This is a genomic window from Picosynechococcus sp. PCC 7003 (assembly GCF_001693255.1).
In the GTDB taxonomy this organism is placed as follows: domain Bacteria; phylum Cyanobacteriota; class Cyanobacteriia; order Cyanobacteriales; family MRBY01; genus MRBY01.
This window is the reverse complement of record NZ_CP016474.1, coordinates 2,604,716-2,631,201: the sequence shown is the minus strand read 5'-3', so window position 1 is coordinate 2,631,201 and position 26,486 is coordinate 2,604,716. Positions and strand designations below refer to the sequence as shown.

19 protein-coding genes and 1 pseudogene are annotated in these 26,486 nt (G+C 49.7%); 12 read left to right on the top strand and 8 right to left on the bottom strand.

The window, feature by feature from the left end:
* Nucleotides 1-44: 44 nt before the first annotated feature.
* Nucleotides 45-1,454 (bottom strand): DUF697 domain-containing protein, encoded by a 1,410-nt coding sequence (locus AWQ21_RS12460; protein WP_065714816.1) that lies wholly within the window; start codon nucleotides 1,452-1,454, stop codon nucleotides 45-47.
* 196 nt (nucleotides 1,455-1,650) lie between these two features.
* Here AWQ21_RS12460 and ispE point away from each other — a divergent pair, with 196 nt between their 5' ends.
* From ispE to dnaK, 4 genes are all read left to right on the top strand, one after another.
* The gene (ispE, locus tag AWQ21_RS12455) at nucleotides 1,651-2,601 is read left to right on the top strand and encodes a 4-(cytidine 5'-diphospho)-2-C-methyl-D-erythritol kinase (protein ID WP_065714815.1); all 951 of its coding nucleotides are present in this window, start codon (nucleotides 1,651-1,653) and stop codon (nucleotides 2,599-2,601) included.
* A gap of 134 nt (nucleotides 2,602-2,735) precedes the next feature.
* Entirely contained in the window at nucleotides 2,736-3,188 is a 453-nt protein-coding gene (locus AWQ21_RS12450; protein WP_065714814.1) for a DUF2214 family protein, read from the top strand.
* Nucleotides 3,189-3,465: 277 nt separating this feature from the next.
* Entirely contained in the window at nucleotides 3,466-5,355 is a 1,890-nt protein-coding gene (locus AWQ21_RS12445) for a hypothetical protein (RefSeq protein WP_065714813.1), read from the top strand.
* A 170-nt stretch (nucleotides 5,356-5,525) separates the two neighbouring features.
* Nucleotides 5,526-7,454 carry a molecular chaperone DnaK gene (gene dnaK / locus AWQ21_RS12440; protein WP_065714812.1) on the top strand — a complete coding sequence of 643 codons (1,929 nt, stop codon included), beginning with the start codon at nucleotides 5,526-5,528 and terminating at the stop codon, nucleotides 7,452-7,454.
* Between the two features lie 88 nt (nucleotides 7,455-7,542).
* Here dnaK and AWQ21_RS12435 read toward each other — a convergent pair whose 3' ends face one another.
* Nucleotides 7,543-9,120, bottom strand: coding sequence for a hypothetical protein (locus AWQ21_RS12435; RefSeq protein WP_065714811.1), 1,578 nt, complete (start codon nucleotides 9,118-9,120; stop codon nucleotides 7,543-7,545).
* A gap of 73 nt (nucleotides 9,121-9,193) precedes the next feature.
* Between AWQ21_RS12435 and AWQ21_RS12430 the strand changes: the two genes are divergently transcribed.
* Complete coding sequence (locus AWQ21_RS12430) at nucleotides 9,194-9,676, top strand: helix-turn-helix domain-containing protein (RefSeq protein WP_065714810.1); 483 nt, start codon at nucleotides 9,194-9,196, stop codon at nucleotides 9,674-9,676.
* 130 nt (nucleotides 9,677-9,806) lie between these two features.
* Nucleotides 9,807-11,615, top strand: coding sequence for a translation elongation factor 4 (gene lepA, locus AWQ21_RS12425; protein ID WP_065714809.1), 1,809 nt, complete (start codon nucleotides 9,807-9,809; stop codon nucleotides 11,613-11,615).
* A 106-nt stretch (nucleotides 11,616-11,721) separates the two neighbouring features.
* On the opposite strand, the gene katG is transcribed toward lepA, so the two are convergent.
* From katG to ppk1, 4 genes are all read right to left on the bottom strand, one after another.
* Nucleotides 11,722-13,914: a catalase/peroxidase HPI gene (gene katG, locus AWQ21_RS12420; RefSeq protein WP_315862191.1), complete on the bottom strand. Its 2,193-nt coding sequence runs from the start codon at nucleotides 13,912-13,914 to the stop codon at nucleotides 11,722-11,724.
* A 206-nt stretch (nucleotides 13,915-14,120) separates the two neighbouring features.
* Nucleotides 14,121-14,984 carry a universal stress protein gene (locus AWQ21_RS12415; RefSeq protein WP_065714808.1) on the bottom strand — a complete coding sequence of 288 codons (864 nt, stop codon included), beginning with the start codon at nucleotides 14,982-14,984 and terminating at the stop codon, nucleotides 14,121-14,123.
* Between the two features lie 15 nt (nucleotides 14,985-14,999).
* Nucleotides 15,000-16,493, bottom strand: a complete 1,494-nt coding sequence (locus tag AWQ21_RS12410; RefSeq protein ID WP_065714807.1) for a SulP family inorganic anion transporter — start codon at nucleotides 16,491-16,493, stop codon at nucleotides 15,000-15,002.
* 77 nt (nucleotides 16,494-16,570) lie between these two features.
* Nucleotides 16,571-18,727 carry a polyphosphate kinase 1 gene (gene ppk1 / locus AWQ21_RS12405; protein ID WP_065714806.1) on the bottom strand — a complete coding sequence of 719 codons (2,157 nt, stop codon included), beginning with the start codon at nucleotides 18,725-18,727 and terminating at the stop codon, nucleotides 16,571-16,573.
* Between the two features lie 70 nt (nucleotides 18,728-18,797).
* Here ppk1 and AWQ21_RS12400 point away from each other — a divergent pair, with 70 nt between their 5' ends.
* The 3 genes and pseudogenes from AWQ21_RS12400 to aqpZ form a co-directional block, all read left to right on the top strand.
* Nucleotides 18,798-19,928, top strand: a complete 1,131-nt coding sequence (locus AWQ21_RS12400; RefSeq protein WP_065714805.1) for a lipopolysaccharide assembly protein LapB — start codon at nucleotides 18,798-18,800, stop codon at nucleotides 19,926-19,928.
* A complete protein-coding gene (locus tag AWQ21_RS12395; RefSeq protein WP_065714804.1) occupies nucleotides 19,925-21,046 on the top strand; it encodes an LptF/LptG family permease in 1,122 nt (373 codons plus the stop codon). Before AWQ21_RS12400 ends, AWQ21_RS12395 begins: the two co-directional genes overlap by 4 nt.
* Before the next feature lie 170 nt (nucleotides 21,047-21,216).
* Nucleotides 21,217-21,975: pseudogene (gene aqpZ, locus AWQ21_RS12390) on the top strand (aquaporin Z); the annotation flags it as partial.
* 112 nt (nucleotides 21,976-22,087) lie between these two features.
* Here the strand turns inward: aqpZ and AWQ21_RS12385 are convergent.
* A complete protein-coding gene (locus AWQ21_RS12385) occupies nucleotides 22,088-22,288 on the bottom strand; it encodes a hypothetical protein (protein ID WP_065714802.1) in 201 nt (66 codons plus the stop codon).
* A gap of 240 nt (nucleotides 22,289-22,528) precedes the next feature.
* On the opposite strand from AWQ21_RS12385, the gene glyA reads away from it, so the two are divergent.
* The 3 genes from glyA (at nucleotide 22,529) to AWQ21_RS12370 (ending at nucleotide 25,746) form a co-directional block, all read left to right on the top strand.
* Nucleotides 22,529-23,812, top strand: coding sequence for a serine hydroxymethyltransferase (gene glyA, locus AWQ21_RS12380; RefSeq protein ID WP_065714801.1), 1,284 nt, complete (start codon nucleotides 22,529-22,531; stop codon nucleotides 23,810-23,812).
* Nucleotides 23,813-23,926: 114 nt separating this feature from the next.
* Complete coding sequence (locus AWQ21_RS12375; protein WP_065714800.1) at nucleotides 23,927-24,988, top strand: glycosyltransferase family 4 protein; 1,062 nt, start codon at nucleotides 23,927-23,929, stop codon at nucleotides 24,986-24,988.
* A gap of 5 nt (nucleotides 24,989-24,993) precedes the next feature.
* Complete coding sequence (locus tag AWQ21_RS12370) at nucleotides 24,994-25,746, top strand: 5-formyltetrahydrofolate cyclo-ligase (RefSeq protein WP_065714799.1); 753 nt, start codon at nucleotides 24,994-24,996, stop codon at nucleotides 25,744-25,746.
* Here AWQ21_RS12370 and AWQ21_RS12365 read toward each other — a convergent pair.
* A complete protein-coding gene (locus AWQ21_RS12365) occupies nucleotides 25,743-26,477 on the bottom strand; it encodes a sugar transferase (protein ID WP_065714798.1) in 735 nt (244 codons plus the stop codon). The two genes, AWQ21_RS12370 and AWQ21_RS12365, sit on opposite strands and share 4 nt — an antisense overlap.
* Between the last annotated feature and the right edge of the window lie 9 nt (nucleotides 26,478-26,486).

Sequence of the window (26,486 nt, the reverse complement as noted above, 5' to 3'; positions counted from 1 at the left end):
TTAGGGGGTATGAATTTTATGATTTTTTGGGCTAACTATAGATCTTACCCAATCGCTTGGGGAGATAGGCGATTTAGGGCACCTTTCACGAAATTGCCGAAAAATTGTGACCGCTGATTTTGCTCAAAAACCTGCTTGAGAATTTGACTTAATTTCTCGAAATTGAGAGAGTCAGTGGCGGTTTGGGGATTTTGTTCTTGGAAATATTGAATTAAACTCAGCCCCGCAATGTGGGTCAGATAGGCCGCACTCACTCCCTGGACAGCGCCCCCGGCAAGGTAGGTAATCGCGTTGGTTTTGAGCACTCCCCCGACGGCCTGGGTAGAGAGTTCCACGAGGCCAAGTTGGATCATTTGTTTCCCCAGGGTCGTGGCGATCGCCTGGGCCTGACTTAAAGAAAGGCGCTGTTGATAAACCCCTCCTAAATCCATAATCATTTGTCCTGTCACGGCTGCCGTTGCCAGTAAATCTAAAGCAGCAACGGGATTGGCAAAGGTCGCGCCGGCGGCCAACCACTGATATTTTTCGAGGATCGGTAAAGCCCGTTCCCGTCGGAATTGATTGAGGGTTTGCTTGGCATTGTGCTGGGTGAGCCGTGCGGTGCGCCAGATGGTTGACCAGAGTAGTTGTTGTTGGGTTTCGGGCTGACTGAGGAGGGTTTGGAGTTGATTTTGCAGGGACGCAATGACCGGATCGGGACGTTCAAAATGCTCAGTTGCGGTGCCATCGGCTTGAATTTTCTTAACTTTGATCGCCTGGGGCGCGGCGGTGATGGGGAGGATATTTTGGGGGGCGATCGCCGGCTGACAATGGTTGCGCAGTTGGTTCAGGATTAATTCCCGTTGTTCTGGCTGATATTGGTCTTGCTTGTTAAAGGCGATGAGAATTGTTTGGCGAGCCTGGTGCCAATGGTTGAGGGTCTGCCATTGGGAGGCCATCAAATCCCCATTCACCAGGAAAATCACGAGGTCAGCAGCAAAGACTTGGTTTTGGGCCGCTTGGTCATAGCTGGCGAGGTCGGTGAATAGGGGCGGTGTTTCCTGGAGAGTATGAGCTGATGCTGTGGCTTGGAGCTGCTTGAGGAGGGTTGTTTTTCCAGTGCCCCGGCCACCCGTGATCGCTACGGTGAAGCGCTCCCGTTGAAATTCTTGATGGAGGTTATCTAGGGTTTGCCTAAAAGTTGTGAAATCTTGATCCGGCACTTCCTGCTGGAGCGCCAGCACCCACTGTTGGGCGTTTGCAATGGCTTGGTCAACGTCTTTTCGTTTGAGGGGATTTTGGGGATTGTCCTGGAGGTGTTGGGGCTGTTTTTTTTGCCAGAGCAGGAGACCACCCCAGGCGATCGCCCCCCAAAATAACCATTCGCCGAGGTCGAAAATATTGCCTTGCCAGCGACCCAAGACTGCGAAAAATAAGGCTAAACCTAAGCCACCAACAAGAATGGGTTTTTGCATTGTTTTTACCCCGCCACATACAACAATTCGTCTATCTATGCTACTGCGAAAGGTGCTGGCCCTTAAGGATAGGGGGCGATCGCCGGGGATCTTTCAAGAAATATTAAGGGTTAAGCTTGGCTCATGATTGGGAGGGATTTCCAAAAAAACAAAGGAAACCGGATAATGGTGTCGGTTTACTGCTTGGTACTGTGTGATGTCCGCCTATCTTCTGACCGCCCCCGCAAAAATTAATCTCTACCTCGAAATTTTGGGCGATCGCCCCGACGGGTTCCATGAGTTGGTGATGGTGATGCAGACCATTGGCTTATATGACCGGATTGAGGTGCGACAAAACCGCAGCGGCGACATTAATCTCTATTGCCAACACCCAGAAGTCCCCCTCACCGCCAGCAATATTGCCTACCGGGCCGCCCAGTTAATGATGACGCGCTTTGCGGATATATATGCCAGGGTGGGCGGTGGAGTGGACATTACCATCGAAAAAAATATCCCCGTGGCTGCGGGACTAGCTGGGGGGTCAACGGACGGTGCCGCGGTATTGGTGGGGTTAAATTTGCTCTGGAATTTGGGGTTAACCCAACCGGAATTGCAGGAGTTAGCGGCAGAACTGGGTTCGGATGTGCCTTTTTGTATTGGGGGAGGTACGGCGATCGCCACCGGACGGGGAGAAATTTTAGACCCATTGCCCGATCTTGATGGCATACCAATTGTCTTGGCAAAATACAGCAACATTGCCGTCTCTACCCCCTGGGCTTATCAAACCTATCGCGCCCAATTTGGGGAGCATTACCTCCAAGATGCAGCGAGTTGGGATGCCCGCATGAAACAAATCCATTCCGGCGGTCTGATCAAAGCCATTCAACAAAAAAATATCCAGGCGATCGCCCGTGAGCTGTACAACGATCTCGAAAAAGTCGTTTTACCCGAATTTCCCCAAGTGCAACAATTGCGTGATTGTTTCGCCAAACACGGGGCGATCGGTACGATGATGTCCGGCTCCGGCCCCAGTGTTTTTGCCATCTGCGAAACCCTCGAACAAGCCCAGACCCTTAAAACCCAAGTTGCCCAAGAGTTAAATGATCCAGCCCTCGACCTTTGGGTAACGCAAATCGCCAGTCCCGGCATCCAAGCCGACGTCCGTTAAGGGTTTTGGGTTCTCTTGCCTCACCATCCACAGAGCAATTTTTCAAGAGATTGATTGTCGCAGCCAAGACTTTCTTTGTAAAATAACTAAAAAGCAATTTAGTGATTTTTATTTTAATCTTGTAAAGCAAAACAATGTTAACCAGTGCCCTTGTCGCCTATCTCCATTACCTCGGCTTAATGCTAAGTTTCGTCGCCTTATGCCTGGAAGCTCTATTTTTCAAAAAAGATATTTCCCTCAAAGAAGCGAAATTGGTTGGTATCGCCGATGGAGTCTATGGCCTAGCCGCCAGCACAATTCTGATTACTGGCATTCTCCGCGTTCTCTACTTCGGCAAAGGTTCGGCCTACTACCTCAACAACACCCTCTTTTGGGTCAAGATTGCCATTTTTATCGTGGTGAGCCTTCTCTCTCTCTACCCCACAATCACTTTTATTTTGTGGTGGATTAAAGACCTTGCTAAGGAACAAGCGCCCACCATTTCTCCAATCCAACAGACTCTGATTACTTGGTTGATTCGCGCCGAATTACTGGGCTTCTGTCTGATTCCCCTCACCGCCGCTCTCATGGCCCGAATGAGTATTTGACATCACTGAAGTTTTCGGTAGGGACTTATCTCAAGACAACCCTTATCTTTTTCTAAAGCAAAGCAAATCAACTCAGTCACATCTAAAATCATAACTTACAAGGTTGTAACACTTGCATCTCATTTCATCAAAAGCCAAAATATCACAAATTCATCCTACATTCAGTTTCTTTTTTATTAATATTTCCACTAGCGTTGATCTCTCCACATCAAACTTGAGCTTATACTAGGGAAACAATTTATATTTCACTTAATATATCGTTTTTTATCTTGACTTTATGAGTGACTTCTTTGTCGTATTTTTCTGTACTTATTTCGGTATATATCTCTTCTTCATCGCCCTTCAATGGAATGGCCAATTAATTACTTTTTTGGCTCGAAAAATGTTTTTACTGCTCGATCAAGATAAAGCATTTCCCCAGGCCGCTCAACCGTCAAAAGAACAGTCAGTGTATTCTTTTTCTATTGTTGGCTTATTACCATTGGCGATCGCCAGTCTTATTAGTGTAAAGTTTAACAGCTTCTATGTTTTTCTTGTCATAGAGCTTATTGTTTTCAGTAACCTTCTATTGATCCATAGAAAGAATGTATCGGGTTTTGACTTTCTTTCGTTTAAGATTATAAAAAACAACTTTGATTTTTCCATTTTTTTGGGAATCTGGTGCTTGATATTTTCGGTTTTTTTTCTAAAAAATAACTATGTCAGTTTAGATCCCCTCTTGATCAACACAAATCCCGATATGTGGGCTTATATTCCTAGGTTTGCTGCTTTTAACGTTGACAATTTGACATTTTCCGGGAAAAATCCTGACTTCTTTGTCATTGGCAGTCCAAAAAAATTAAGTTCTTTTCTGGGATCAATATTCACCTATGCTTTCCAGGGATCTTCCCTTGGGATATCCGTTTTTCAAGGTGTCCTTGGCGGTTTTGCTTTTATGAGTTTATTTCAAAAAATATTTCAGGTCATTAATGCCAATCATAAAAAACAGCTAAGACAACGATTAGAAAAAATTTGTTTGTTGGCTTGGGTCTTATCCTCTCCAATGATCATTTGGTTTTTGATTAGCTCATATTTATCAAATTTGCTTTTCTTGATCATAATCTCTGTCGTATTTCAAGAGACAAGATCTGCTGCTCTAAAATCAAATTTATTGAGTGTTTACCATGGTCTCTTCTGTATCGGAGGACTTCTAGCCACCCTGGCATTTTATCCAGCGTTCTCTGTCGTTTTAATTTCTGGTTATATTACAACAATATTGGTTTATTCATCTTCTTTAAACAAGGCGATCGCCAAAATTTTCAAAATAAAAAAAATAACTTTTAAGAGTCAAAATCTTAATTATGCCCTGGTGGCCATTGCCTGTGTTCTTTTAATTGTCTGGCTACTAAGGTCTCAAATTGGTATTTATGAAGTTCAAAAAAGTTTAAACCTTTTTGATGAACATGGTTCAAACTTCGTACCATTAAATCCTTGGAGCTTATTTCATGAAACCCCAAAACCAATGCCGACAAGGCGGGATTTTGGGCTATGGTTTCATATGATTGTTGGTTTGTTTAGTGCTCTATTCTTAATAAAGAAATTATGCCAACGGCGTAAACAAGAAAAAGAATGGCAAATCTACCAGGATTTATGCGCAGCATTGATCGTCACTGCTGTCTATATCCTATATTTATTGGCCTTTATTCCCCTTGACTATACATACCGCTTAATGAAAATTGCTGTCACCGTCATTTATCCTTTGGCGATTTGGGGGGGGCTCCAGTTGCTCCTATGGTTTCAGACCTTGCTTGCATCTAAAGGTTCAAACACGATGTCTTACGGATTAAGTATTTTGGTTATTGCCCATGTTATTTTAAATATCCACACCACCTGGACACACGCGACATTACCCAGTGGTCAGGTCACCTTAGAAAATGCCATAGCCCTAGAACAAGCCAATCAAGTGGCGATTATTGGATGTCCGAGAGCTCATATCAGCCAACATTATGAACGATTGGTTGGCTTGCAACTGGCTCTTCGATATCCCCATGTCACATTTAATGTCTTCAGCATAAAAGAAGAACTCACTCACTCGGAGCGATATGATTTATTGCTTGTTGGCGAACATCCAGACAGCCAACCTAACCAAGATCCAGCAATAGAAACCGCCTGTTTGTTCACCATCTAAATAAAACCGTCCCCCCAGGTTCGGGAACCTACACTATAAAATCCTTAAATCACACAGCACTATGGGAATAGTCATCGGAATCAACCTAGAATTTTTGGGTTCTGCATGACTGCACCAATATTTGAAAGTTTTATTCAAGTTAAATCGCTGATCTTTGGAGTCACACTGCTATGGGAAAAGTCGTCGGTATTGACCTCGGAACCACCAACTCTTGCGTATCCGTTATGGAAGGCGGTAAGCCGACTGTAATCGCCAACGCAGAAGGATTTAGAACTACTCCCTCCGTCGTGGCCTATGCCAAAAACGGAGACCTGCTCGTAGGGCAAATCGCCAAGCGTCAAGCCGTGATGAACCCTGGCAACACCTTCTATTCCGTAAAGCGCTTCATCGGCCGCAAGCACAGTGAAGTAAGCAACGAGTCTACTGAAGTTGCCTACAAAGTAGAACGCGACAGCACCGGCAACGTGAAAATCGATTGCCCTGCCAAAGAGAAAAAATTCGCCCCCGAAGAAATCTCTGCCCAAGTACTCCGCAAGCTGATCGAAGACGCCAGTAAGTACCTTGGCGAGCCGGTTACCCAGGCTGTCATCACTGTGCCTGCGTACTTTAACGACTCCCAACGTCAAGCCACTAAAGACGCCGGGAAAATTGCCGGGGTAGAAGTGTTACGGATTATCAACGAGCCCACCGCGGCCTCCCTCGCTTACGGTCTTGACAAGAAGAGTAACGAAACAATCCTCGTTTTTGACCTCGGTGGTGGAACCTTCGACGTATCTATCCTAGAAGTCGGTGACGGTGTCTTTGAAGTACTCGCCACTTCTGGTGATACACACCTGGGTGGAGATGACTTCGACAAAAAGATCGTTGATTTCTTGGCCGAAGAATTCCAACGCGCCGAAGGCATTGATCTCCGCAAAGATAAGCAAGCCCTTCAACGTCTGACAGAAGCCGCTGAAAAAGCAAAGATTGAGCTCTCTAACGTCACCCAAGCGGATATCAACCTCCCCTTTATCACTGCTACCCAAGACGGCCCGAAACACCTCGACATGAGCTTGACCCGGGCAAAATTTGAAGAGCTGTGTGCCGACTTGATCGACCGCTGTCGCATCCCCGTCGAAAACGCGATTCGGGATGCCAAGCTCGACAAATCCGCCATTGATGAAATCGTTCTTGTGGGGGGGTCTACCCGGATTCCCGCCGTACAAGATGTCGTTGAGCGTGTACTGGGTAAAAAGCCTAACCAAACCGTGAACCCCGATGAAGTTGTGGCCGTTGGTGCGGCTATTCAAGGTGGTGTTCTTGCCGGTGAAGTAAAAGACATTCTGCTCCTTGACGTTACGCCCCTATCTTTGGGCGTAGAAACCCTTGGTGGTGTGATGACCAAGATTATCCCCAGAAACACCACGATTCCGACCAAAAAATCAGAGGTCTTCTCCACCGCCGTTGATGGTCAAACCAACGTTGAAATTCACGTTCTGCAGGGTGAACGGGAAATGTCTAAGGACAACAAGAGTCTGGGCACGTTCCGCCTTGATGGCATTCCGCCGGCTCCCCGTGGTGTACCCCAAATCGAAGTCACTTTTGACATTGATGCCAACGGTATTCTGAACGTCACGGCGAAGGACAAGGGCACTGGTAAAGAACAATCCATCAGTATCACTGGCGCATCGACCTTACCGGACGACGAAGTAGAACGGATGGTAAGCGAAGCTGAGGCCAATGCCGCTGCAGATAAGGAGCGCCGCGAAAAAATTGACCGCAAGAATCAGGCAGATTCCCTCGTTTACCAAGCTGAAAAGCAACTCGAAGAGCTCGGTGATAAAGTTCCTGCCGATGACAAGAGCAAAGCTGACCAAATGATCAAAGATCTCAAGGAAGCTGTGACCCAGGAAAATGATGAGAAAATCTCGACATTGATGCCGGAACTGCAACAACTGCTTTACACCATTGGCAGCAACATCTACCAACAGGCTGGTGGCGATCCTTCTGCCGCAGGGTTTGACCCCAATGCTGCAACCGGTGGCGCTGCACCAGGTGGCAACACTGGCAACGATGGTGGTGACGATGTCATTGACGCAGAGTTTTCTGAAACCAAGTAAGCTGCTTGCAGCACCACTGGTAATAACACCAAATTAAGTAAGTGACTAGCGAGGGTAGATGAACTACCCTCGTTTTTTATGGGTAAATTTAGCGGGTCATCTGCCGCAGCGCACGGGTTTGTTCCAGAATGTCTTCGACATCTTCTTCAGAGAGTCTCTCAACGTAATTGATTTTGACTTCTTCGAGGAGGTCATTGATTAGTGATTCCATTTGGGCAAGGCTTTCTTGGCCCTGGATTTCGGAAGTAATGCTGCTGGTCATTTGGGTTAATAGTTCTTCGAGGAGTTGTTCAAAGACAGGGTCTTCTTCAAGGACGGCTTTCAGGGTATCTGCGGTGATTTGATAGAGTTGATGGGAAAGTTGCTTTGCCAGGGTGCCTTTAAGATCGCCAACGCCGGGCAGCATCTGTAGGCCTTGGTAGGCAGGGGACATGGAAATGACTCGATCAATGGTATGGCGAATGACGGCTTCGGCTTCGGGCTGAATTTTGGGTAAGACTTGGTGGACTAAAAGGTTAGCCATAAGCTTCGCGAGCTCGACAGGTTCGTTGATATCGTTGAGATCGACATATTCTCGGCTGGTGGTTTGGGCTAGGAGGGTGGCAAATTCACCCCGGTGGATAGAGCCTTGAATCTGGTTGATAATCCGAATAACGACGACTTCGGTGATATCTTCGGCAATGCTGGCAACGAAACCTTGACTGGCTTGTTTTTGGATCGCACTAAGGTCAATGAGATCGGCTTGGTTGAGGCGAACGACCACGGGAATCACCCGTAACCAACGGAAAAGGGGGATCAGCAGAAAGATATCGTACCAACGCCAAAGCATGGCATCGAACCAACTTACCCCTGTGCGACGACGACTGATATACCAACTCCGAGCCAGGAATTCGAGGAGAAAGGCGAGAAAGAAGGGGAAATCGAGGATGCCAAAGTTATCGATGTATTTGCCGTTTTCGCCAATGGGACGGAAATAGTTGGTTTCTAGGAGGGGTTCGATTTCGCGTTCGTAAAAGTTAAATTCTTCACGCCAGCCATTTTCTGAGAGATATTCACTGCTCCAAAAGAGTTGAAATGCGTCTTTGGAGGAGGCAGAAGTATCGCCAAACACGTGACGACGCATGCGGTTTTTGATTTTTTCGAGGGTGCCTGTTTTGTTGGCAATTTCAAAGGGATTGGTATCTACCATCTCAACGCTCAGTTCCCGGAGATCGGCGAGGATGGCTTCTTGTTCTTGGTTGTAGCGGCGGAGTTGGGTGGTGATGTCTTGGCGATCGCCAAAACCGACAATGCCACTATTTGAGCCTGTCGACCGGAGGGTCAGATCGTTAATCTGTTGAATTTTTGCTTGGAGATCTTCGACCCGTTGGAGATAGTAGGCGGTGTCTCGATGTTCTTCGATGCCTTTTACCCAGTCATAGGCATGGGTTACATTGACTGGGAGAATGCGCACCGGTTCGGCGGGAAATTTCCATTCATATTTGGCAATGCGTGCGTAAAATTGGACTCGGCCCTGTAACCAGAAATTACGCAGGGGGATGTAACTCAGGTCAAAGAGAACTAACACCAAATTAGCAGAGGCCAAGAGAGCCATGCCCCGCTCAAAAAGCAGACTGGTACGATTACGTTTGGCACGGCCGGGTTGTCTGCGTGGTGCAATAGTCATGGTAGATTAGGGACGATTTTTTGTGAAATTTAAGCAATACTGATCAAATTTTCAGTTTATTTTATCGGGTTCTATGGGCAGGCGGACTAAATACAAGGTGTGTTTGAGCGCTGAACAACGGGAAAGATTATGGGCGATCGCCCGTAACGGTTACCAGCCAGCCAAGAAAATGCTCCATGCCCGTATTCTACTGATGGCCGACCGCGCCCACCCCGACGGCAACTGGCAAGACCAACAAATCGCCCAAGCCCTGAGCGTTCATGCCAACACCGTCGCCCGTGTCCGAAAACTGTTTGTCACCGACGGTGAAGCCCAAGCCCTCGGTCGCAAGCCGAGGGCGCACCCGCCGATCAAACCCAAACTCAGCGACGCTAAAATCACCAAACTCCTCACCCTTTATCACGGTGGGCCACCCCCCGGCCATGACTATTGGTCCCTTAGTCTCCTGGTGCGAGAACTCAAAGCCCAAAAAATTGTCAAGCACATTTGCCGCGAAACGGTGCGTAAAATTCTCAAAGAACAGGGGATCCTACTCAGTCGTCGCAAGCGGGTCTAAACTTCTCGTGAACTTTTCAAAGCTCCTCCAAATCCTCGACAATCTTGGCTCTTTCCCTGGCCTTTCCGCGATGAAGGCTCCCTTCATTAGTTAAAATAAGTAAAGTTTTTCAAAAATTAGTGGATCTTCCATGACTGACGTTCCTGTCTCTCGTATTCGTAATTTTTCGATCATTGCCCACATCGACCACGGAAAATCGACCCTGGCAGACCGGATGCTCCAGGACACCCAAACAGTGGCGCAACGGGATATGAAAGAACAGTTCCTCGACAATATGGAACTGGAGCGGGAACGGGGGATCACCATCAAACTCCAAGCCGCGCGGATGCGTTATGTAGCAAAGGATGGCGAAGAATATATCCTCAACCTCATCGATACCCCAGGCCACGTCGATTTTTCCTACGAGGTATCGCGCTCCTTGGCCGCCTGTGAAGGAGCATTACTAGTCGTAGACGCTTCCCAGGGCGTCGAAGCCCAGACCCTTGCCAACGTTTACCTCGCCCTGGACAACAACCTAGAAATTATTCCTGTTTTAAACAAAATTGATCTGCCCGGTGCTGAACCTGATCGAGTTACCGAGGAAATTGAAGAAGTGGTCGGCTTAGATTGCACTGACATTATCAAAGCCTCCGCCAAACAGGGCCTCGGCATCAACGATATTTTAGAGTCCATCGTCCAACAGGTGCCCCCCCCGGCCGACACCATCGATCAACCGTTGCGGGCACTCATTTTTGACAGTTACTACGACCCCTATCGAGGCGTGATCGTCTATTTCCGAGTGATGGATGGCGAAGTTAAAAAAGGCGACAAAGTGCGCCTGATGGCCTCCAAAAAAGAATATGAAATTGACGAACTTGGCGTCCTCGCACCGAATCAAGTGCAAGTAGATGCACTCCACGCCGGAGAAGTGGGTTACTTTGCGGCGGCAATCAAATCCGTTGAAGATGCACGGGTCGGTGATACGATCACCTCTGCTGTCCACCCTGCACCTTCGCCGTTACCGGGCTATACCGAAGCGAAACCGATGGTTTTCTGCGGCCTCTTCCCCACCGATGCCGACCAATATGCGGATCTGCGAGATGCCCTGGATAAATTGAAACTAAATGATGCGGCCCTCTCCTTTGAGCCGGAAACCTCTAGTGCCATGGGGTTTGGTTTCCGGTGCGGCTTCCTGGGCCTCCTCCACCTAGAAATTGTCCAAGAACGTTTGGAGCGAGAATATAACCTGGATTTGATTACAACGGCGCCTTCGGTGGTTTATCGAGTTACCACGACAGATGGAGAAGTGATGGAAATTGATAACCCCAGTCAATTACCGGATCCCCAAAAACGCGAAAAAATCGAAGAGCCTTACATTCAAGTGGATGTAATCACCCCCGAAGAATTTGTGGGCACCATTATGGATCTGTGCCAAACGCGACGGGGCATTTTCAAGGACATGAAGTATTTCACCGAAAGTCGCACAAATATCATCTATGAACTTCCCCTGGCGGAGGTAGTGACAGACTTTTTTGATCAGTTAAAGTCCCGTACTAGAGGTTATGCCAGCATGGAGTATCAGCTCATTGGTTACCGGGTTGGGCAGTTGGTGCGCCTGGATATTTTGGTAAATAAAGATTCAGTGGATTCCCTCGCGATGATTGTCCATCGGGACAAGGCTTACAACGTGGGACGGGCGATGGCTGAAAAGCTCAAAGAATTAATCCCCCGTCACCAGTTTAAGATTCCGATTCAGGCGGCGATCGGTTCTAAAATCATTGCCAGTGAGCATATTCCGGCCCTACGCAAGGATGTTTTAGCGAAGTGCTACGGCGGTGATATTTCCCGAAAGAAAAAGCTACTCCAGAAACAGGCTAAGGGTAAGAAACGAATGAAGTCGATTGGTACGGTTGATGTGCCCCAAGAGGCGTTCATGGCAGTGCTCAAGTTAGATCAGTAAAGATCAGTAAATTTGCCAAATCCCCACACCACCTCGCTTCTTTATAGAGATTCGATCCCCCTGAATCCCCCTTTGAAAGGGGGACTTGAGATTTTTGACTGTCTCATTACGATTTGGAATGACTATAAGCCAAATCAAAGCGATCTGCGTTCATCACTTTTGTCCAAGCCGCGACAAAATCCTGGACAAATTTTTCGTTGTTATCGTCTTGGGCGTAGACTTCGGCATAGGCCCGCAGGATGGAGTTACAGCCAAAAACAAGATCAACCCGCGTAGCTGTCCATTTGACTTCACCGGTGTGGCGATCGCCAATTTCATAAAGGTTTTTACCGGCTGGCTTCCAGGTGTATTTCATATCCGTCAAGTTGACGAAGAAATCATTGGTCAAGGCGCCCTCGCGGTCTGTGAGCACGCCATGCTTGGTGCCACCATAATTGGTGCCTAATACCCGCATCCCGCCGACCAAAACAGTCATCTCAGGGGCAGTTAGACCCAGTAATTGGGTGCGGTCGAGCATTAACTCTTCAGGGCTAACCACATAGTCTTTTGGGAGCCAGTTTCGGTAGCCGTCGTGGAGGGGTTCTAACACCGCGAATCCTTCGACATCGGTCATTTCCGCCGTAGCATCTCCGCGACCTGGAGCAAAGGGCACCGTAATCTCAACCCCAGCCGCCTTGGCCGCTTGCTCAATGCCAACGTTACCTGCCAGGACAATCACATCTGCGACACTGGCCCCACTCTCGGCGGCGATCGCCTCTAGTACTGGCAACACCTTAGCTAGACGTGCTGGTTCATTCCCTGCCCAATCCTTTTGGGGAGCCAAGCGAATTCTCGCCCCGTTTGCCCCACCACGTTTGTCTGAACCCCGAAACGTTCTTGCACTGTCCCAGGCCGTACAGACCATTTCGCTAATGCTTAGGCTACTGGCCGCAATTTTGTCCTTGACCGCTTGCAGATCGTAGTCCGTCTTTCCCGCTGGAATCGGATCTTGCCACAACAAGTCTTCCTGGGGCACATCTGGGCCAATGTAACGGGACTTCGGCCCCATATCCCGGTGCGTGAGTTTGAACCAGGTCTGGGCAAAGGTTTCGGCAAAATAAGCCGGATCTTGGTAAAACCGCTCGGATATTTGCCGATAGTCCGGATCCATTTTCATCGCCATGTCAGCGTCGGTCATAATCGGGCTGAGGCGGATCGATGGGTCTTCAACATCAACGGGCTTGTCTTCTTCTTTGATATTGATCGGTTCCCATTGCCAAGCCCCCGCTGGGCTTTTCTTCAGTTCCCAATCGTAGTTGAGCAGTAGTCGAAAATAACCGTTGTCCCATTGGGTGGGGTAGGTCGTCCAGGCCCCTTCAATGCCGCTAGTGACCGTGTTCCGCCCAATGCCGCGTTGGGTTTTGTTGAGCCAACCTAAACCCTGATCATCGAGATCCGCCGCCTCCGGTTCCGGGCCAAGCAATGTCGCATCCCCATTCCCATGGCACTTACCCACGGTATGGCCACCGGCAGTGAGGGCGACGGTTTCTTCGTCGTTCATCGCCATCCGGGCAAAAGTGATCCGGATATCATGGGCGGTTTTGAGGGGGTCAGGATTACCGTCTACCCCTTCGGGATTGACATAGATTAATCCCATCATCACCGCGGCCAATGGATTTTCTAAATCCCGCTCGCCAGAATACCGACTGTGGGGGCTCTCACTGGGAGCCAGCCATTCTTTTTCTGAGCCCCAATAAATATCTTTTTCGGGATGCCAAATATCCTCGCGACCAAAGGCAAAGCCAAAGGTGTTTAGCCCCATGGACTCATAGGCAATGGTGCCAGCATAGGCAATTAAATCGGCCCAACTGAGCTTATTGCCATATTTCTTTTTGATGGGCCAGAGTAGGCGACGGGCTTTATCTAGGTTGGTGTTGTCGGGCCAAGAATTTATCGGGGCGAAACGTTGATTGCCCGTCCCGGCACCACCCCGACCATCGGCGATCCGATAGGTGCCGGCGGCGTGCCAAGTCATCCGAATCATCAACCCACCGTAATGTCCCCAGTCTGCGGGCCACCAGTCTTGGCTATCGGTCATCAGTGCATGGAGATCTTGCTTGAGGGCGGCAACATCGAGGGTTTTGACGGCGTCTCGATAGTTGAAGTCTGCGCCCATCGGGTTGGTTTTACGGTCGTGCTGGTGCAGAATGTCGAGATTAAGGGCTTTTGGCCACCAGTCCATGTTTGCCATGCTGGTCGTGGTCATTGCACCGTGCATTACTGGGCATTTGCCCCCGGTGTTCGTGATGTTGTCGTGCATTAATCATTTCCTCTTGCAAGTCAGTGCAGAGATACTTACTGCCATGGTTGGTCACGCAATGGTGTTGACCCAGAGTTATTGCGCTGGCAGATAATAAATCTCTATGCACTATATAACTAGAAATTATAGGAATGATTCTTTTGCAATGTCCCAGATGATACTTTTATTTTTACTTTTCGGAGTGTTTCTCGGCAGTCGGTAAACGGTTAGCGATAAACGAAGACAGGGATGCGACTGCTGCGGAGGATTTGGACGGTGGTGCTGCCAATGACAAAGTAGCGAATGCGACTATGGCCGTAGGCACCAATCATTAACAGGTTAATTTTGGCTTGGTCACAAAACTGGGCGATCGCCGTTTCAGAGTTGCCTGGGGCAAGGTGATAATGGGCTTCAATGCCAGCGGCGCTCAATTGTTGCTTAGCTTGGGCAAGGCAGGGGTTAGTAGTGGCATCACCGGGTTTTTTCGTAACGGTCAGCACATGGATTTCTAAGGCTCTAAGGGCGGCGCATTCACCTAAAAAATCGAGGAGCTTGCGGCAACTGGGACTGTCATCGTAGGCGACGAGAATACGCTCGATGGGGTGAAACTCCCGGGTGGTGACTAAGCAGGGTTTATGGCTCGACCGGATCAGGCGTTCCAAATTAGCACCGAGGTGATCGGGGGCGATATTTTCTGATTCTCCCCGTTTACCCAAGATAATCAGATCGGTATTTTGTTCTAGGTGTTGGAGACAATCGATAAAATAGCCCACCTCATGGAGGAGCTTTTCGGGAGCTTGGCCAGCAGTGGTGAGGGTTTCTTGGGCGTCTTGGAGAATCAATTTTGCCCGTTCATGGTCAAGCTTGGCTTTTTCGTGTTCGAGGGCGACCAAACGTTGAAGGAGATTTTCTGAGGTCCCCAGACCAATGCTGCCACTAAAATTACGGGCATCGGCAGCGGCCCGACTGCGGGCATCGGTGACATGGAGTACATCGATGGTGGCCCCCAGGCGATCGCCAAACCAAGCGGCATATTGATAATTACTCTGGGCAAAGTTAGAGCCGTCGGTACATAACAAAATTCGTTGCATGATTCTTTAAGGTTCTCAAGAAACGTCTACGGGAGCCGGGGTCGCTTTCGCGGTGTGCTTTTTACTATAGGTGGCCAGCTTATCTACCAGTTTTGCACTTTCGGCGTTGAGACCCAGTAACTCCACTTCTGCCCCTGTGCGGTGAAACTTTGCCACAATGCGGTCGAGCATTTCCACAGCCCCTTGATCCCAGAGGTGGGCTGCACTGAGATCAATGACGACTTCATCGACGACTTCTTCAAAGTTAAAGGCGTCAAAAAATTCTTCCTTAGAGACAAAAAAGATTTGCCCCCGGACGGTATAAACATGGCGATCGCCCCCGGCTTCAACCCGCTTGTCCACCAAGACGACTTGCGCAATTTTATTGGAGAAAAAGACCGTACTCATCACAATACCCGTCGCGACTCCCAGGGCAAAATTGCGGGTCAAGATAATCACTGTCATCGTCGTCAGCATCACCATGGATTCACTGCGCGGCAGACGGGACAGATTTTTAAGAGAAGACCAGCGGAACGTCCCGATAGAGACCATGATCATAATCGCCACCAAGGCCGCCATCGGCATCTGCTGCACCCAATCCTGGAGACCCAAAATCGCAATTAACAGAAAAATCCCTGCACATAGGGTTGATAAACGGCCCCGACCACCGGACTGGACATTGATCACCGATTGGCCAATCATGCCGCAGCCCGCCATGCCCCCAAAAAACGCCGTAATAATGTTGGCAAAGCCCTGTCCCTTCGCCTCTTGATTTTTGTCACTGGGGGTATCGGTCAACTCATCCACCAGAGAAGCGGTCAAGAATGAGGCCAGGAGGCCAACAATGGCGAGGGTGATTGCGTAGGGGAAAATAATCTGTAGCGTCTCCCAGTTCAGGGGCACCTGGGGCAAACGGAAGAAAGGCAAGGCCGTGGGCAGTTCGCCCATATCGCCCACTGTCGGAACATCTAAATTTAAGGCGATCGCCGCCACCGTCATCACGGCCAAGGTCACTAGGGGCGAGGGCACCACCGTTGTTAGCCGCGGTAAACCATAGATAATCCCCAGGGACAACGCCGTGAGCATATAAACCATTGGTGATTTTCCGATCAGTTGGGGCAGTTGGGCCAAGAAAATCAACACCGCCAAAGCATTCACATAGCCCAAGACCACCGCTCGCGGCACATATTTCATCTGGCGACCCAGTTTGAGAAACCCAAAGATCAGCTGAATCACCCCTGTCAAGAGGGTCGTCGCAAACAAATATTCCAACCCATGATCTTTCACCAGATCAATCATCAACAGGGCCATCGCTCCTGTGGCTGCTGAAATGGAACCGGGTCTACCTCCCAGAAAGGCCGTCATCACCGCGATGATAAACGAAGCATATAGACCCACCTTCGGATCAACCCCAGCGATGATTGAAAAGGCGATCGCCTCTGGGATCAAAGCCAATCCCACCACTGCACCCGCCAGAATATCGGCCCGCACATTAGCAAACCATTCCCGTTTTAAAACGCTTAAATTCAATGTGTCTCCGTAACAAAAAGTTCAAGCCAAAAGCGCTAGAATGCTACCACAGAATTCACAACTCTCTGCAACGAAAATTAATCTAAGCTGTCCTGGAGAGCCATCTGCATCAAAATATCGTGGGTGCTATCGCTGTGGCCATCTGCATGGGGTTCCTTTTGGCGATAATGGCCATCCTTCTGGAGCTGCCAAGATAAACGGTTATCAGACAACATAATCCCCAGAATTTCGTTGAGATCACCAATTAACTTGGGATCTTCTACGGGGGCCACCGCTTCTACCCGACGACTCAGGTTCCGGGTCATCCAATCGGCACTACCGATATACATTTCCTCAGCCCCATCATTCTGGAAATAGTAAATGCGCGAGTGTTCCAAAAAACGCCCAATAATACTGATGACGCGGATATTTTCACTAAGGCCTTCGACACCGGGGCGCAGACAACAAATCCCCCGCACGATCAGATCAATTTCCACTCCCGCTTGGGACGCCCGATAAAGGGTTTGGATCATTTCACGATCAACCAGGGAGTTCATTTTCGCGACGATCCGTCCACTGCCGCCATTTTTGACGTGGGCAATCTCCCGCTCAATCATCGCTACCATGCGGGGCCTGAGGGTGACGGGGGCCACCAGTAACTTTCGGTAGGAATTTTGGCGGGAATAGCCCGTGAGGAAATTAAACAAATCCGTGAGGTCTGCCCCTAAATCTTCCCGGCAACTCAGTAGCCCCAGATCCGTATAGAGGCGGGCGGTTTTTGGGTTGTAGTTGCCGGTGCCAATGTGGACGTAGCGGCGAATTTTTTTCTTTTTCTCTTGGCGCACCACCAGGACAATTTTGGTATGGGTTTTTAGCCCAGCCAGGCCATAGACCACATGAACCCCTTTTTGTTCGAGGGTTCTCGCCCAGTTAATGTTATTTTCTTCGTCAAAGCGGGCTTTGAGTTCCACTAATACCGCCACCTGCTTCCCATTTTGGGCGGCTTCGATGAGGGACTGAATAATCGGAGAATCGCCGGAGGTTCGATAGAGGGTCATTTTAATCGCCAGCACGTCGGGATCCTTCGCCGCCTGGGTAATAAAGGCTTGGACGGTGGCTGAAAAGGAATGGTAGGGGTGGTGCAGAAGGCGATCGCCTTGGCGAATCAGCTCAAAAAAGTCCGGCTCAAATTCCTCTGAAGAACGGCTGCCTTTACCTGCATCGAGCCAGGCGGGGGCGGTGGGTGACCAAGGTTTATCCTTGAGACGCTTGAGGGGTAAACCCAAGAAGGTAAATAAAGAATCCAAGCCAATTAAGCCTTCTACCTCATAGACATCAATGTCCTGGAGATCCATTTCCTTGATCAGCATTTGTCGCACATCTTCTGGCATGGAATGGTGAATTTCCAAGCGCACCACAGAGCCACTAAAACGCCGCTTATGTAACTGTTCCTCGATGGCGATCATCAAATCATCAGCTTCATCTTCTTCTACTGAGAGGGAAGCATTGCGGGTCACCCGAAAGGCATAGCACTCCTGGATATTCATCTGGGGGAATAGGGTATCCAGATTATGGGCGATCACCTGTTCGATGGGCACCCCGACCCAAATCGCTTGTTCTTGGTCAGGGTAATAGCAAAGCTCTGGTGGTAGCGTGACAAACCGGGGGAAATTTCCCGGCACCTTGACCCGGGCAAATCTTTCCTGTTGCTCGTTTTCTGGTTCTTTGATCACCACCGCGAGGTTGAGACTGAGGTTAGAAATGTGGGGGAATGGGTGACTCGGATCAACGGCGAGGGGCGTTAGGACGGGAAAAATATGCTCCCGATAAAAATCATGGAGATAGTTCCGTTGTTCCCGGTTGAGGTCGAGGTAATCAACGAGGTAAATCCCTTCTTGGGCGAGGAGGGGCTTGAGGGTGTGTTGAAAATGTTGGTCTTGGAGTTGGACGAGGGGTTTGAGGCGTTCGTAGATGTCCTGGAGTTGTTCGGCGGGATTGCGTCCATCAAAGGAGAGTTTGCTGACCCCAGCTTCTACTTGTTGCTTCAGTCCGGCAACCCGCACCATGAAAAATTCGTCGAGGTTATTGCTAAAAATGGCCAGAAATTTGAGGCGCTCTAGGAGTACGTTGCGGTCGTCTAATCCCTCGCTGAGCACGCGGCGGTTAAATTCAAGCCAACTGAGTTCCCGATTAAAATAATATTGCGGATTATCGAGGTCAGTTTTGAGTTTACTGGCGGTTTTCGCAGAGGACATATACTTTTTATGCAGAGGATCGAAACTGTGACGGGAAGCCTTTCTCGCCATTGTTAATAGAGTAAACCCCATGACCAATTGTTATCGCAAACTTTTGCTTTTTCTTAGCCTCAGCTTAATGATGGGGGCCGGGCAGGTTTCGGCGGCGTCTTTGGTAGGGCCAATTCAGGATTCTTTGCTCCCCGCACAGCAAGGCGATCGCCCTTTGAGTGAGTCCCAAGCCACCCAACTGACCCAAGAAATTATCACCCTAGAGGCCGAGGGGTTTGAGCGATGGGCCGAGGGCAACAAAGATGCGGCTTTTTCCCGGTGGTGGCGGCAACTGCAGTTACGGCAAGTTTTACCGGATCGCCAGGCCGAAGTTGAAAGCCTAGGGCGGATTGGGGCGATCGCCTGGGAAGACAACCAAACGGAGCCAGTAGAAATCATCACCGAACGTTTGGTGGCCATCGAACAGCAAGATTTCCCCCAAGACTATAACCTCCTGCTGCCCCTGGCCACGGCCTATGAACAAATTCGCGATTCCCAACGGGCGATCGCCCTTTATCGGCAGCACCTAGAGACCCTTGAAGATCCTTATAAACCGGAAATTTTGCGCCTGATTACCCAACTGGCCCTAGATTGGTTCAACACTGACGCCGCCCTCGCTGCCCTAGAAGAAATTGAAACCCTCAACGCCCTGACGGATGCCGACCGGGAACAACTCGCCGCCCTCTATGAACAAACCCAGCAACCAGCAAAGGCGATCGCCCAACAGCGGCAACTCACCCCTGTTTATTTCCAAGAACAAAACCTGCCCCAACTGATCCGCACCTACCAGCAAATCGCTGCTAACTACGGGCAACTCCAGGACTATCCCCAAGCCGTGAGCTTTAGCCGCGATGCCTTTACCCTCGCCTGGGAACTGGGGTATTTTGACGCCGCCGAAAGTGCCCTCACCCAGTTGGCGACCCTTTACCTGGCCCAGGAGAAAAACACCGCTGGCGTCCAGGTCTACGAACAACTGATCACCGTCCAAGAGTCTAGCTATAACCGCTTTGGGATGATGGAAACCTACCGTACCCTCGGCACCCTCTATGAACAGGCGGGCCGCTACCCCGATGCCCTTGTTGCGTTCCAAAGGGGATTGGCGATCGCCAAAGAATTGAACCACAATATCAACGACTTCACCCAAGCCATTGCCACCCTGCCGCTTCAATGAAATCTTTGCTCAAGAACTTCTCCGTTTTAGACCGCTACATCATCGGTGAACTCAATCTAGCTTTTGCATTTGGCCTGGGGCTATTTTCCGCCCTGGGGATCGCCGTCGGTAGCCTCTTTGATCTCTTGGCCCAGGTGCGAGAATCTCGGTTGCTCTTTGATGTGGCTCTAAAGGTGATGGCCCTAAAAATGCCTGAATTTATCGGTTTTGCCCTGCCCATGGCGGTGCTCTTGGCCACCCTCATTGTTTACAGTCGTCTGTCGGGAGATAGTGAAATTATCGCTCTCCGCAGCCTCGGCATCAGTGTTTATCGTCTTGTGTTGCCTGCCTTGTTGTTTAGCATCTTTGCTACAACAATTACTTTTGTTTTTAAAGATCAAGTCATTCCCCTCGCCAATGCCCAGGCCACCCAAACCCTAGAGCAGGCATTCCTCCAGAAACAGGCCCCCTTTCGGGACGAAAAAATTATTTATCCCGAATATGGCGAAGATGACGTCCTCAAACGCTTATTTTATGCCGCCGAATTTGATGGGCAGCAAATGAAGGATCTGACGATTATCGACCGCTCTAATGGCAGCCTCAACCAAATTGTCACCGCCGAAGCTGCTGGCTGGGATCTGGCTCGCAATCAATGGAGTTTTCAAAATGGCATTATCTACTTTATTAATGCCGATGGTTCCTATCGCAATGTGCTGCGCTTCGACCGCCACCAAATCCAACTCAGTAACGAACTGCGGGTGGACGAAGAATTACCCAAGCACGAAGATATGAGCCTAGCCCAGCTCCGACAATATATGCAGACCGTCGCCGCTGACCCTGACCGGGATGAAGCCTGGTTGCGTAAGTTGCGGGTGCGGTTCCAAGAAAAAATTTCGTTTCCTTTTATTTGTCTCGCCCTGGGTGTGGTGGGGGCAGCCATTGGTTTGCGGCCCCAGAGTGCCGGGAAAGCCACGGGGTTTGGCCTCTGTGTGGGGTTGATCTTTGGGTATTATTTTCTCGCTTTTATGATCAGTTCCGTGGGCGTAGCCGGGTATCTGCCCCCTATTTTGGCGGCCTGGTTACCCAACTTGATCGTGATGGCGATCGCCTCTGGCCTGGTGTTGCAAAGTTCCAGGTAAGCCTTTTTTTAGATGCGATGGGAAAAACCTCAAAAAAAGCGATGATCGCTCTCTGCGGGCGCAAAACCCCCCTTTTAAAACGATTCAATAAATTTTTATAAAGAAATCATAGCTATATAGAATTCTAAGCAGACAATTACGTCTGCAGTCTTGTTTGTGAGTCACAAAACAATATGAAAAAATATCTTGCGGAATTTCTAGGAACGTTCTGGTTAGTCCTGGGAGGATGTGGTAGTGCTGTTTTTGCCGCTGTCGTTGCCCTGTCTGACAACGACCCTTCTAATGGGCTAGGTCTAGGCTTTCTCGGAGTTTCCCTCGCCTTTGGTTTAACCGTTGTCACTGGTGCCTACGCTTTTGGACATATTTCCGGGGGGCATTTTAACCCGGCAGTATCCTTTGGATTATGGGCGGCCAAACGCTTACCAGGCAAAGAATTACTGCCTTATATCATTGCCCAAGTGCTGGGAGGGGCTCTAGCCGGCCTTGTTATTCTAATCGTTGGTAGCGGGAATGGCGCTTTAGATTTATCGGGTTCGAATCCCCTGGCCACCAACGGCTTTGGTAGCCATTCTCCAGGGGGTTATGGCTTACTCGCGGCTTTAATTACCGAAATTGTCATGACCTTTATGTTTCTGATGATTATTTTGGGTTCCACAGATCGTCGTGCTCCAGCTGGTTTCGCTCCAGTCGCCATTGGTCTGGGTTTAACCTTGATTCACTTGATCAGTATTCCGATCACAAATACCTCGGTCAATCCAGCCCGGAGTACGGGGGTTGCTCTGTTTTGTGGCAACGTTGAATTAATCGGTCAACTGTGGCTCTTTTGGGTAGCACCGATTTTTGGGGCGATCGTCGCTGGATATGCCTATAGCACTTTCTTTAGTGAATCAAAAGATACAAAGGGCACTGAGGCCCCGAAAATCGCCTAGACCTGCCCGATAAATAATTTCTACCTAATATTTCCCCCATTGCTTGACTGTTCAAAATTTGGGGGATTTTTGTGATTAGTATTTTGAATGAAATTGACTGGAAACAGAAAGCCTAATCACCAACGTCGGCAATCCGAAAACCCATTTGGCACTCATAGGTTGTCGCTACCTTAGGCAAATTGCCATTAATGAGATGACCACAACATAATTTGCCCTGGCGCACGCGGGGGGTGCCACTCTGATCAGCCATCAAACAACCCTGGCACACTTGATCAGTGGGTAAGATCTGTCCATCCGTAAGGATCATCAACATCTGAGCTTGCCTCCCATGGGACCCAACAACCACTCTTGCTTAATTTTTATTGTAAAGGGAACTGCTGATAAATTCGTTAAACTTGCTACACTGCTTAACCTTGGGAGCCATTGCTTCATCTATGGGGCCCGGTTCGACAAGGAATGTTTGTTAAAATTTTAGCGATGCCGATGGTATAATGCGCCATCCGCAGGAAGTATTTTTAAATTTTATTTGCGATTGCGAAAGGAAGACCTCACCGTGACCCAAACTAACCTTGATTTCTTAGCCCAAACCGATAGCGTCGTTGCTGGGATGATTGCCAGCGAACTCAATCGCCAGCGGGTACACCTCGAACTCATCGCCAGCGAAAACTTCACCTCCCCAGCGGTGATGGCGGCTCAGGGTTCTGTCCTCACGAATAAATATGCCGAAGGTCTTCCCAATAAGCGTTATTACGGCGGCTGTGAATTTGTTGATCAAGTAGAGCAAATTGCCATTGATCGCGTCAAGGAACTGTTTGGGGCGGCCCATGCCAATGTTCAACCCCACTCCGGCGCCCAGGCCAACTTTGCAGTGTTCCTAACGCTCCTGGAACCCGGCGACAAGATTATGGGGATGGATCTCTCCCATGGTGGTCACCTCACCCACGGTTCTCCAGTAAATGTGTCGGGGAAATGGTTTGAAGTGGTGCAATATGGCGTCAATAAAGAAACAGAACGCCTTGATTATGATGAAATCCGTGAAATTGCCCTGCGGGAAAAACCGAAGCTGATCATCTGTGGTTATTCTGCTTACCCGCGCATTATCGAGTTTGATAAGTTCCGGGCGATCGCCGATGAAGTGGGTGCCTATCTGATGGCAGACATTGCCCACATCGCTGGTTTGGTAGCGACCGGTCATCACCCCAACCCAATTCCCTACTGTGATGTGGTTACCACCACTACCCACAAGACCCTACGTGGCCCCCGGGGCGGTTTGATCATGACCCGCGACGCCGAACTGGGCAAGAAATTTGATAAGTCTGTGTTCCCCGGTAGCCAAGGTGGCCCCCTTGAGCATGTCATTGCCGGTAAAGCAGTGGCCTTCGGCGAAGCCCTCAAGCCGGAATTTAAAGCTTACTCTGCCCAGGTGATTGCCAACGCCCAATCGATGGCCAATACCCTCGTCAGCCGTGGCTTTAAGTTGGTTTCTAACGGGACAGATAACCACCTGATGCTTGTGGATATGCGCTCCATTGGCATGAACGGGAAGCGGGCTGATGCTTTGATCAGTGAGATCAACATCACCGCTAATAAAAACACTGTTCCCTTTGATCCTGAGAAGCCTTGGATTGGGAGCGGCATCCGCCTCGGTTCGCCAGCGATGACCACCCGGGGCCTCAAGGAAGTGGACTTCGCTGAAATTGCCAACATCATTGCGGATCGTCTGTTAAATCCAGATGATGAAGCGGTGAAACAGGATTGTCTGGGGCGCGTTGCGGATCTCTGTGAGAAGTTCCCCCTCTACCCCCATTTACAGATTCCGGTAGCGGCGATCGCCTAAATTCTTTAATATCTTTTTAAATAATGGAAAGCTCAGGTTTAATGAAAAAGGTAGCCTGAGTTTTTTCTTGTTTCGGTTTTTGCCCTACTCTCTCTGTTCTTAGCCAACGCCAATATGCCGAAGGAATTGTTGTATTTAGTCACGAGTCTGATCGCCCTGGTTGTGGTGCTGATTAGTACCCCCATTGTGAAAGCGATTGGCTTACGGAGTGGCCGGGTAGACCGCCCTAACGAGCGGAAAGTCCATGACCGACCGATGGTGCGCTTGGGGGGCGTGGCGATTTTTACGGGCACCCTTGTGTCTCTGGGGACGGCTTGGCAGATGGATTGGTTCCCTCCTTTGTTCCCTGGGGAGCAATGGCCGATCTTGGGGGTGCTTTTCGGGGCGATCGCCTTTTTTGCCATTGGCTTTGGGGACGATTTATTTGAGTTGAGTGCCTTATCGCGACTATTGATGCAATTTATCGCGGCGGGAATTGCCTGGTTGATGGGAGTACAAATCGAATTTTTGACGATTCCTTTCACCGGGGAAGTTTTTTCTGTGGGCTGGTTGAGCCTACCTTTAACTCTAATTTGGCTCGTGGGCATGGCCAATGCCATTAACTGGATTGATGGCCTTGATGGTCTAGCCGCCGGTGTATCTGGAATTGCGGCGGCAGTGCTGTTGGTGACGACTCTCTATCTCAACGAACCGATGGTGGCTTTTATTGCAGCGGCCTTAGCGGGATCGGCTCTCGGCTTTTTGCGCTATAACTTCAACCCCGCCCAAATTTTTATGGGGGATGGTGGCTCCTATTTTATGGGCTTTACCCTGGCGGCCATGGGGGTCGTGGGCCTCGTGAAAACAACAGCAGCGGCGGCAGTGCTCCTGCCCTATGTGATTTTAGCTGTGCCCTTGATCGATATGACAACGGTGGTTTTTTCGCGGATTAGTAGCGGCTCTTCCCCCTTCAAGCCGGATAAACGACATCTGCACCATCGACTTTTGGCGGCAGGCTTCTCCCATCGCACCACGGTTTTATTTATCTATGGCCTCACCCTCTGGGCGGGCAGTTTGGCGATCGCCTTTTCAGGGCTTCCCAGCGGCACCCTCTATGCCGGGATTATTTCCGTAATTGTCGGGGTCTGGGGTTGGCAACTGTGGCGCAGGCGAGATTTTCAGGCCCACCGCAAATAGCACCGATGACCCATTCTCCTTGGCAGCATTACAACCCCGCAAAAGCGACCCTTAGGCAAACCATCTGGGATCGCCTTGGAATCGCCGGGGCAACGGTGACGCCTCCCCATGGCCATATTCCCAATTTTGTCGGGGCGATCGCCGCCGCTGAGCAGTTAAGCACTTTGGATATTTGGCGACAGGCAACGGTGATTAAATGCAACCCCGATAAAGCCCAAGCCCCTGTGCGTTACCAAGCCCTGGCTGCGGGGAAAACCCTATACATGGCGGTGCCGCAGTTAGTAGACGAATCTTGTTTTGTCGCGATTACGCGGGAACAGGTGCCCCAGGGTCTCGATTTGGCGATCGCCGCTGAAAAAAACAACATCCTCAAGTATGGCCGTCCCGTTAGCTTTGTGGAAATGGAAAAAATTGACCTCGCAGTGGTGGGCTGTGTAGCGGTGAGTCTGGCCGGCGGACGTACCGGAAAGGGGGCGGGCTTCGCCGATTTAGAACTAGCCCTCCTCCAACGGTTTGGCCTGGTGAATGCAAAAACGACCATTGTGACCACGGTGCACAATTTGCAGGTGGTGCCACCCGAAGCATTGCCCCTAGAAGCCCACGACTGGCCCATGGATTGGCTTTGTACCCCCACAAATATTTATCAAACGCACCACAACCACCCACAACCCCAAGGCCTGGATTGGCAACAGATTCGCCCCCAGCAGTGGGAAACCATCCCGATTCTCAACAAGCTTTATCGAGAAAGTTCGCCCTAGTAGGCCCCGTTATTTTTCGGGAATAGCATCACAAAAACGGTTTTACAGACAATCCACAAATCCATCAACCAATGGCGGTGGTGCACATAATAGGAATCCATCCTTACCCGGGTGCCATAGGGAATATCGTTGCGCCCAGACACCTGCCATAGCCCCGTGAGACCCGGACGAATAGTCAAGACTTTGTCGATGTGGCGACCATATTTATAGAGTTCCTTGGGGACGAGGGGGCGGGGGCCAACAATGCTCATATCGCCCTTGAGCACATTCCAAAACTGGGGAAATTCATCGAGGCTGGTGAGGCGCAAAATATGGCCAATGCCAGTAATACGGGGGTCTTTTTTGAGCTTGAAATCCTGTTCAAATTCGGCGCGTAACTCTGGCGATCTCCGCAACATTTCTTCGAGTACGGCGTCAGCATTAATAACCATCGTCCGAAACTTGATGCAGCCAAAGGGACGAAAATCCTTACCCACCCGCCGTTGTACATAGAAAACAGGGCCGGGAGAAGTGAGCTTAATAATCAGGGCGATCGCCAAATAGAGGGGAGAAAACAGCACCAAAACGCCGAGGGAAAAACAAATATCAAAGCTCCGTTTCGCCAGCGCCCCATCGAGCCAGCGCCGCAGGGATAGGGAGCGATCATCGCTGGGGGCAAACAAAAACTCCGAGCCTTGTCGCGCTAGCCCAGCAACGAATTTCAGCGCATCAAACTGCCGATAAACTGCCATTACGATCCT

Excerpts from the sequence above, each read along its gene's own strand:
- AWQ21_RS12460 (WP_065714816.1), bottom strand. The coding sequence starts at position 1,454 with ATGCAAAAACCCATTCTTGTTGGTGGCTTAGGTTTAGCCTTATTTTTC.
- ispE (WP_065714815.1), top strand. The coding sequence starts at position 1,651 with ATGTCCGCCTATCTTCTGACCGCCCCCGCAAAAATTAATCTCTACCTC.
- AWQ21_RS12450 (WP_065714814.1), top strand. The coding sequence starts at position 2,736 with ATGTTAACCAGTGCCCTTGTCGCCTATCTCCATTACCTCGGCTTAATG.
- AWQ21_RS12445 (WP_065714813.1), top strand. The coding sequence starts at position 3,466 with ATGAGTGACTTCTTTGTCGTATTTTTCTGTACTTATTTCGGTATATAT.
- dnaK (WP_065714812.1), top strand. The coding sequence starts at position 5,526 with ATGGGAAAAGTCGTCGGTATTGACCTCGGAACCACCAACTCTTGCGTA.
- AWQ21_RS12435 (WP_065714811.1), bottom strand. The coding sequence starts at position 9,120 with ATGACTATTGCACCACGCAGACAACCCGGCCGTGCCAAACGTAATCGT.
- AWQ21_RS12430 (WP_065714810.1), top strand. The coding sequence starts at position 9,194 with ATGGGCAGGCGGACTAAATACAAGGTGTGTTTGAGCGCTGAACAACGG.
- lepA (WP_065714809.1), top strand. The coding sequence starts at position 9,807 with ATGACTGACGTTCCTGTCTCTCGTATTCGTAATTTTTCGATCATTGCC.
- katG (WP_315862191.1), bottom strand. The coding sequence starts at position 13,914 with ATGCACGACAACATCACGAACACCGGGGGCAAATGCCCAGTAATGCAC.
- AWQ21_RS12415 (WP_065714808.1), bottom strand. The coding sequence starts at position 14,984 with ATGCAACGAATTTTGTTATGTACCGACGGCTCTAACTTTGCCCAGAGT.
- ppk1 (WP_065714806.1), bottom strand. The coding sequence starts at position 18,727 with ATGTCCTCTGCGAAAACCGCCAGTAAACTCAAAACTGACCTCGATAAT.
- AWQ21_RS12400 (WP_065714805.1), top strand. The coding sequence starts at position 18,798 with ATGACCAATTGTTATCGCAAACTTTTGCTTTTTCTTAGCCTCAGCTTA.
- AWQ21_RS12395 (WP_065714804.1), top strand. The coding sequence starts at position 19,925 with ATGAAATCTTTGCTCAAGAACTTCTCCGTTTTAGACCGCTACATCATC.
- AWQ21_RS12385 (WP_065714802.1), bottom strand. The coding sequence starts at position 22,288 with ATGTTGATGATCCTTACGGATGGACAGATCTTACCCACTGATCAAGTG.
- AWQ21_RS12375 (WP_065714800.1), top strand. The coding sequence starts at position 23,927 with ATGCCGAAGGAATTGTTGTATTTAGTCACGAGTCTGATCGCCCTGGTT.
- AWQ21_RS12370 (WP_065714799.1), top strand. The coding sequence starts at position 24,994 with ATGACCCATTCTCCTTGGCAGCATTACAACCCCGCAAAAGCGACCCTT.
- AWQ21_RS12365 (WP_065714798.1), bottom strand. The coding sequence starts at position 26,477 with ATGGCAGTTTATCGGCAGTTTGATGCGCTGAAATTCGTTGCTGGGCTA.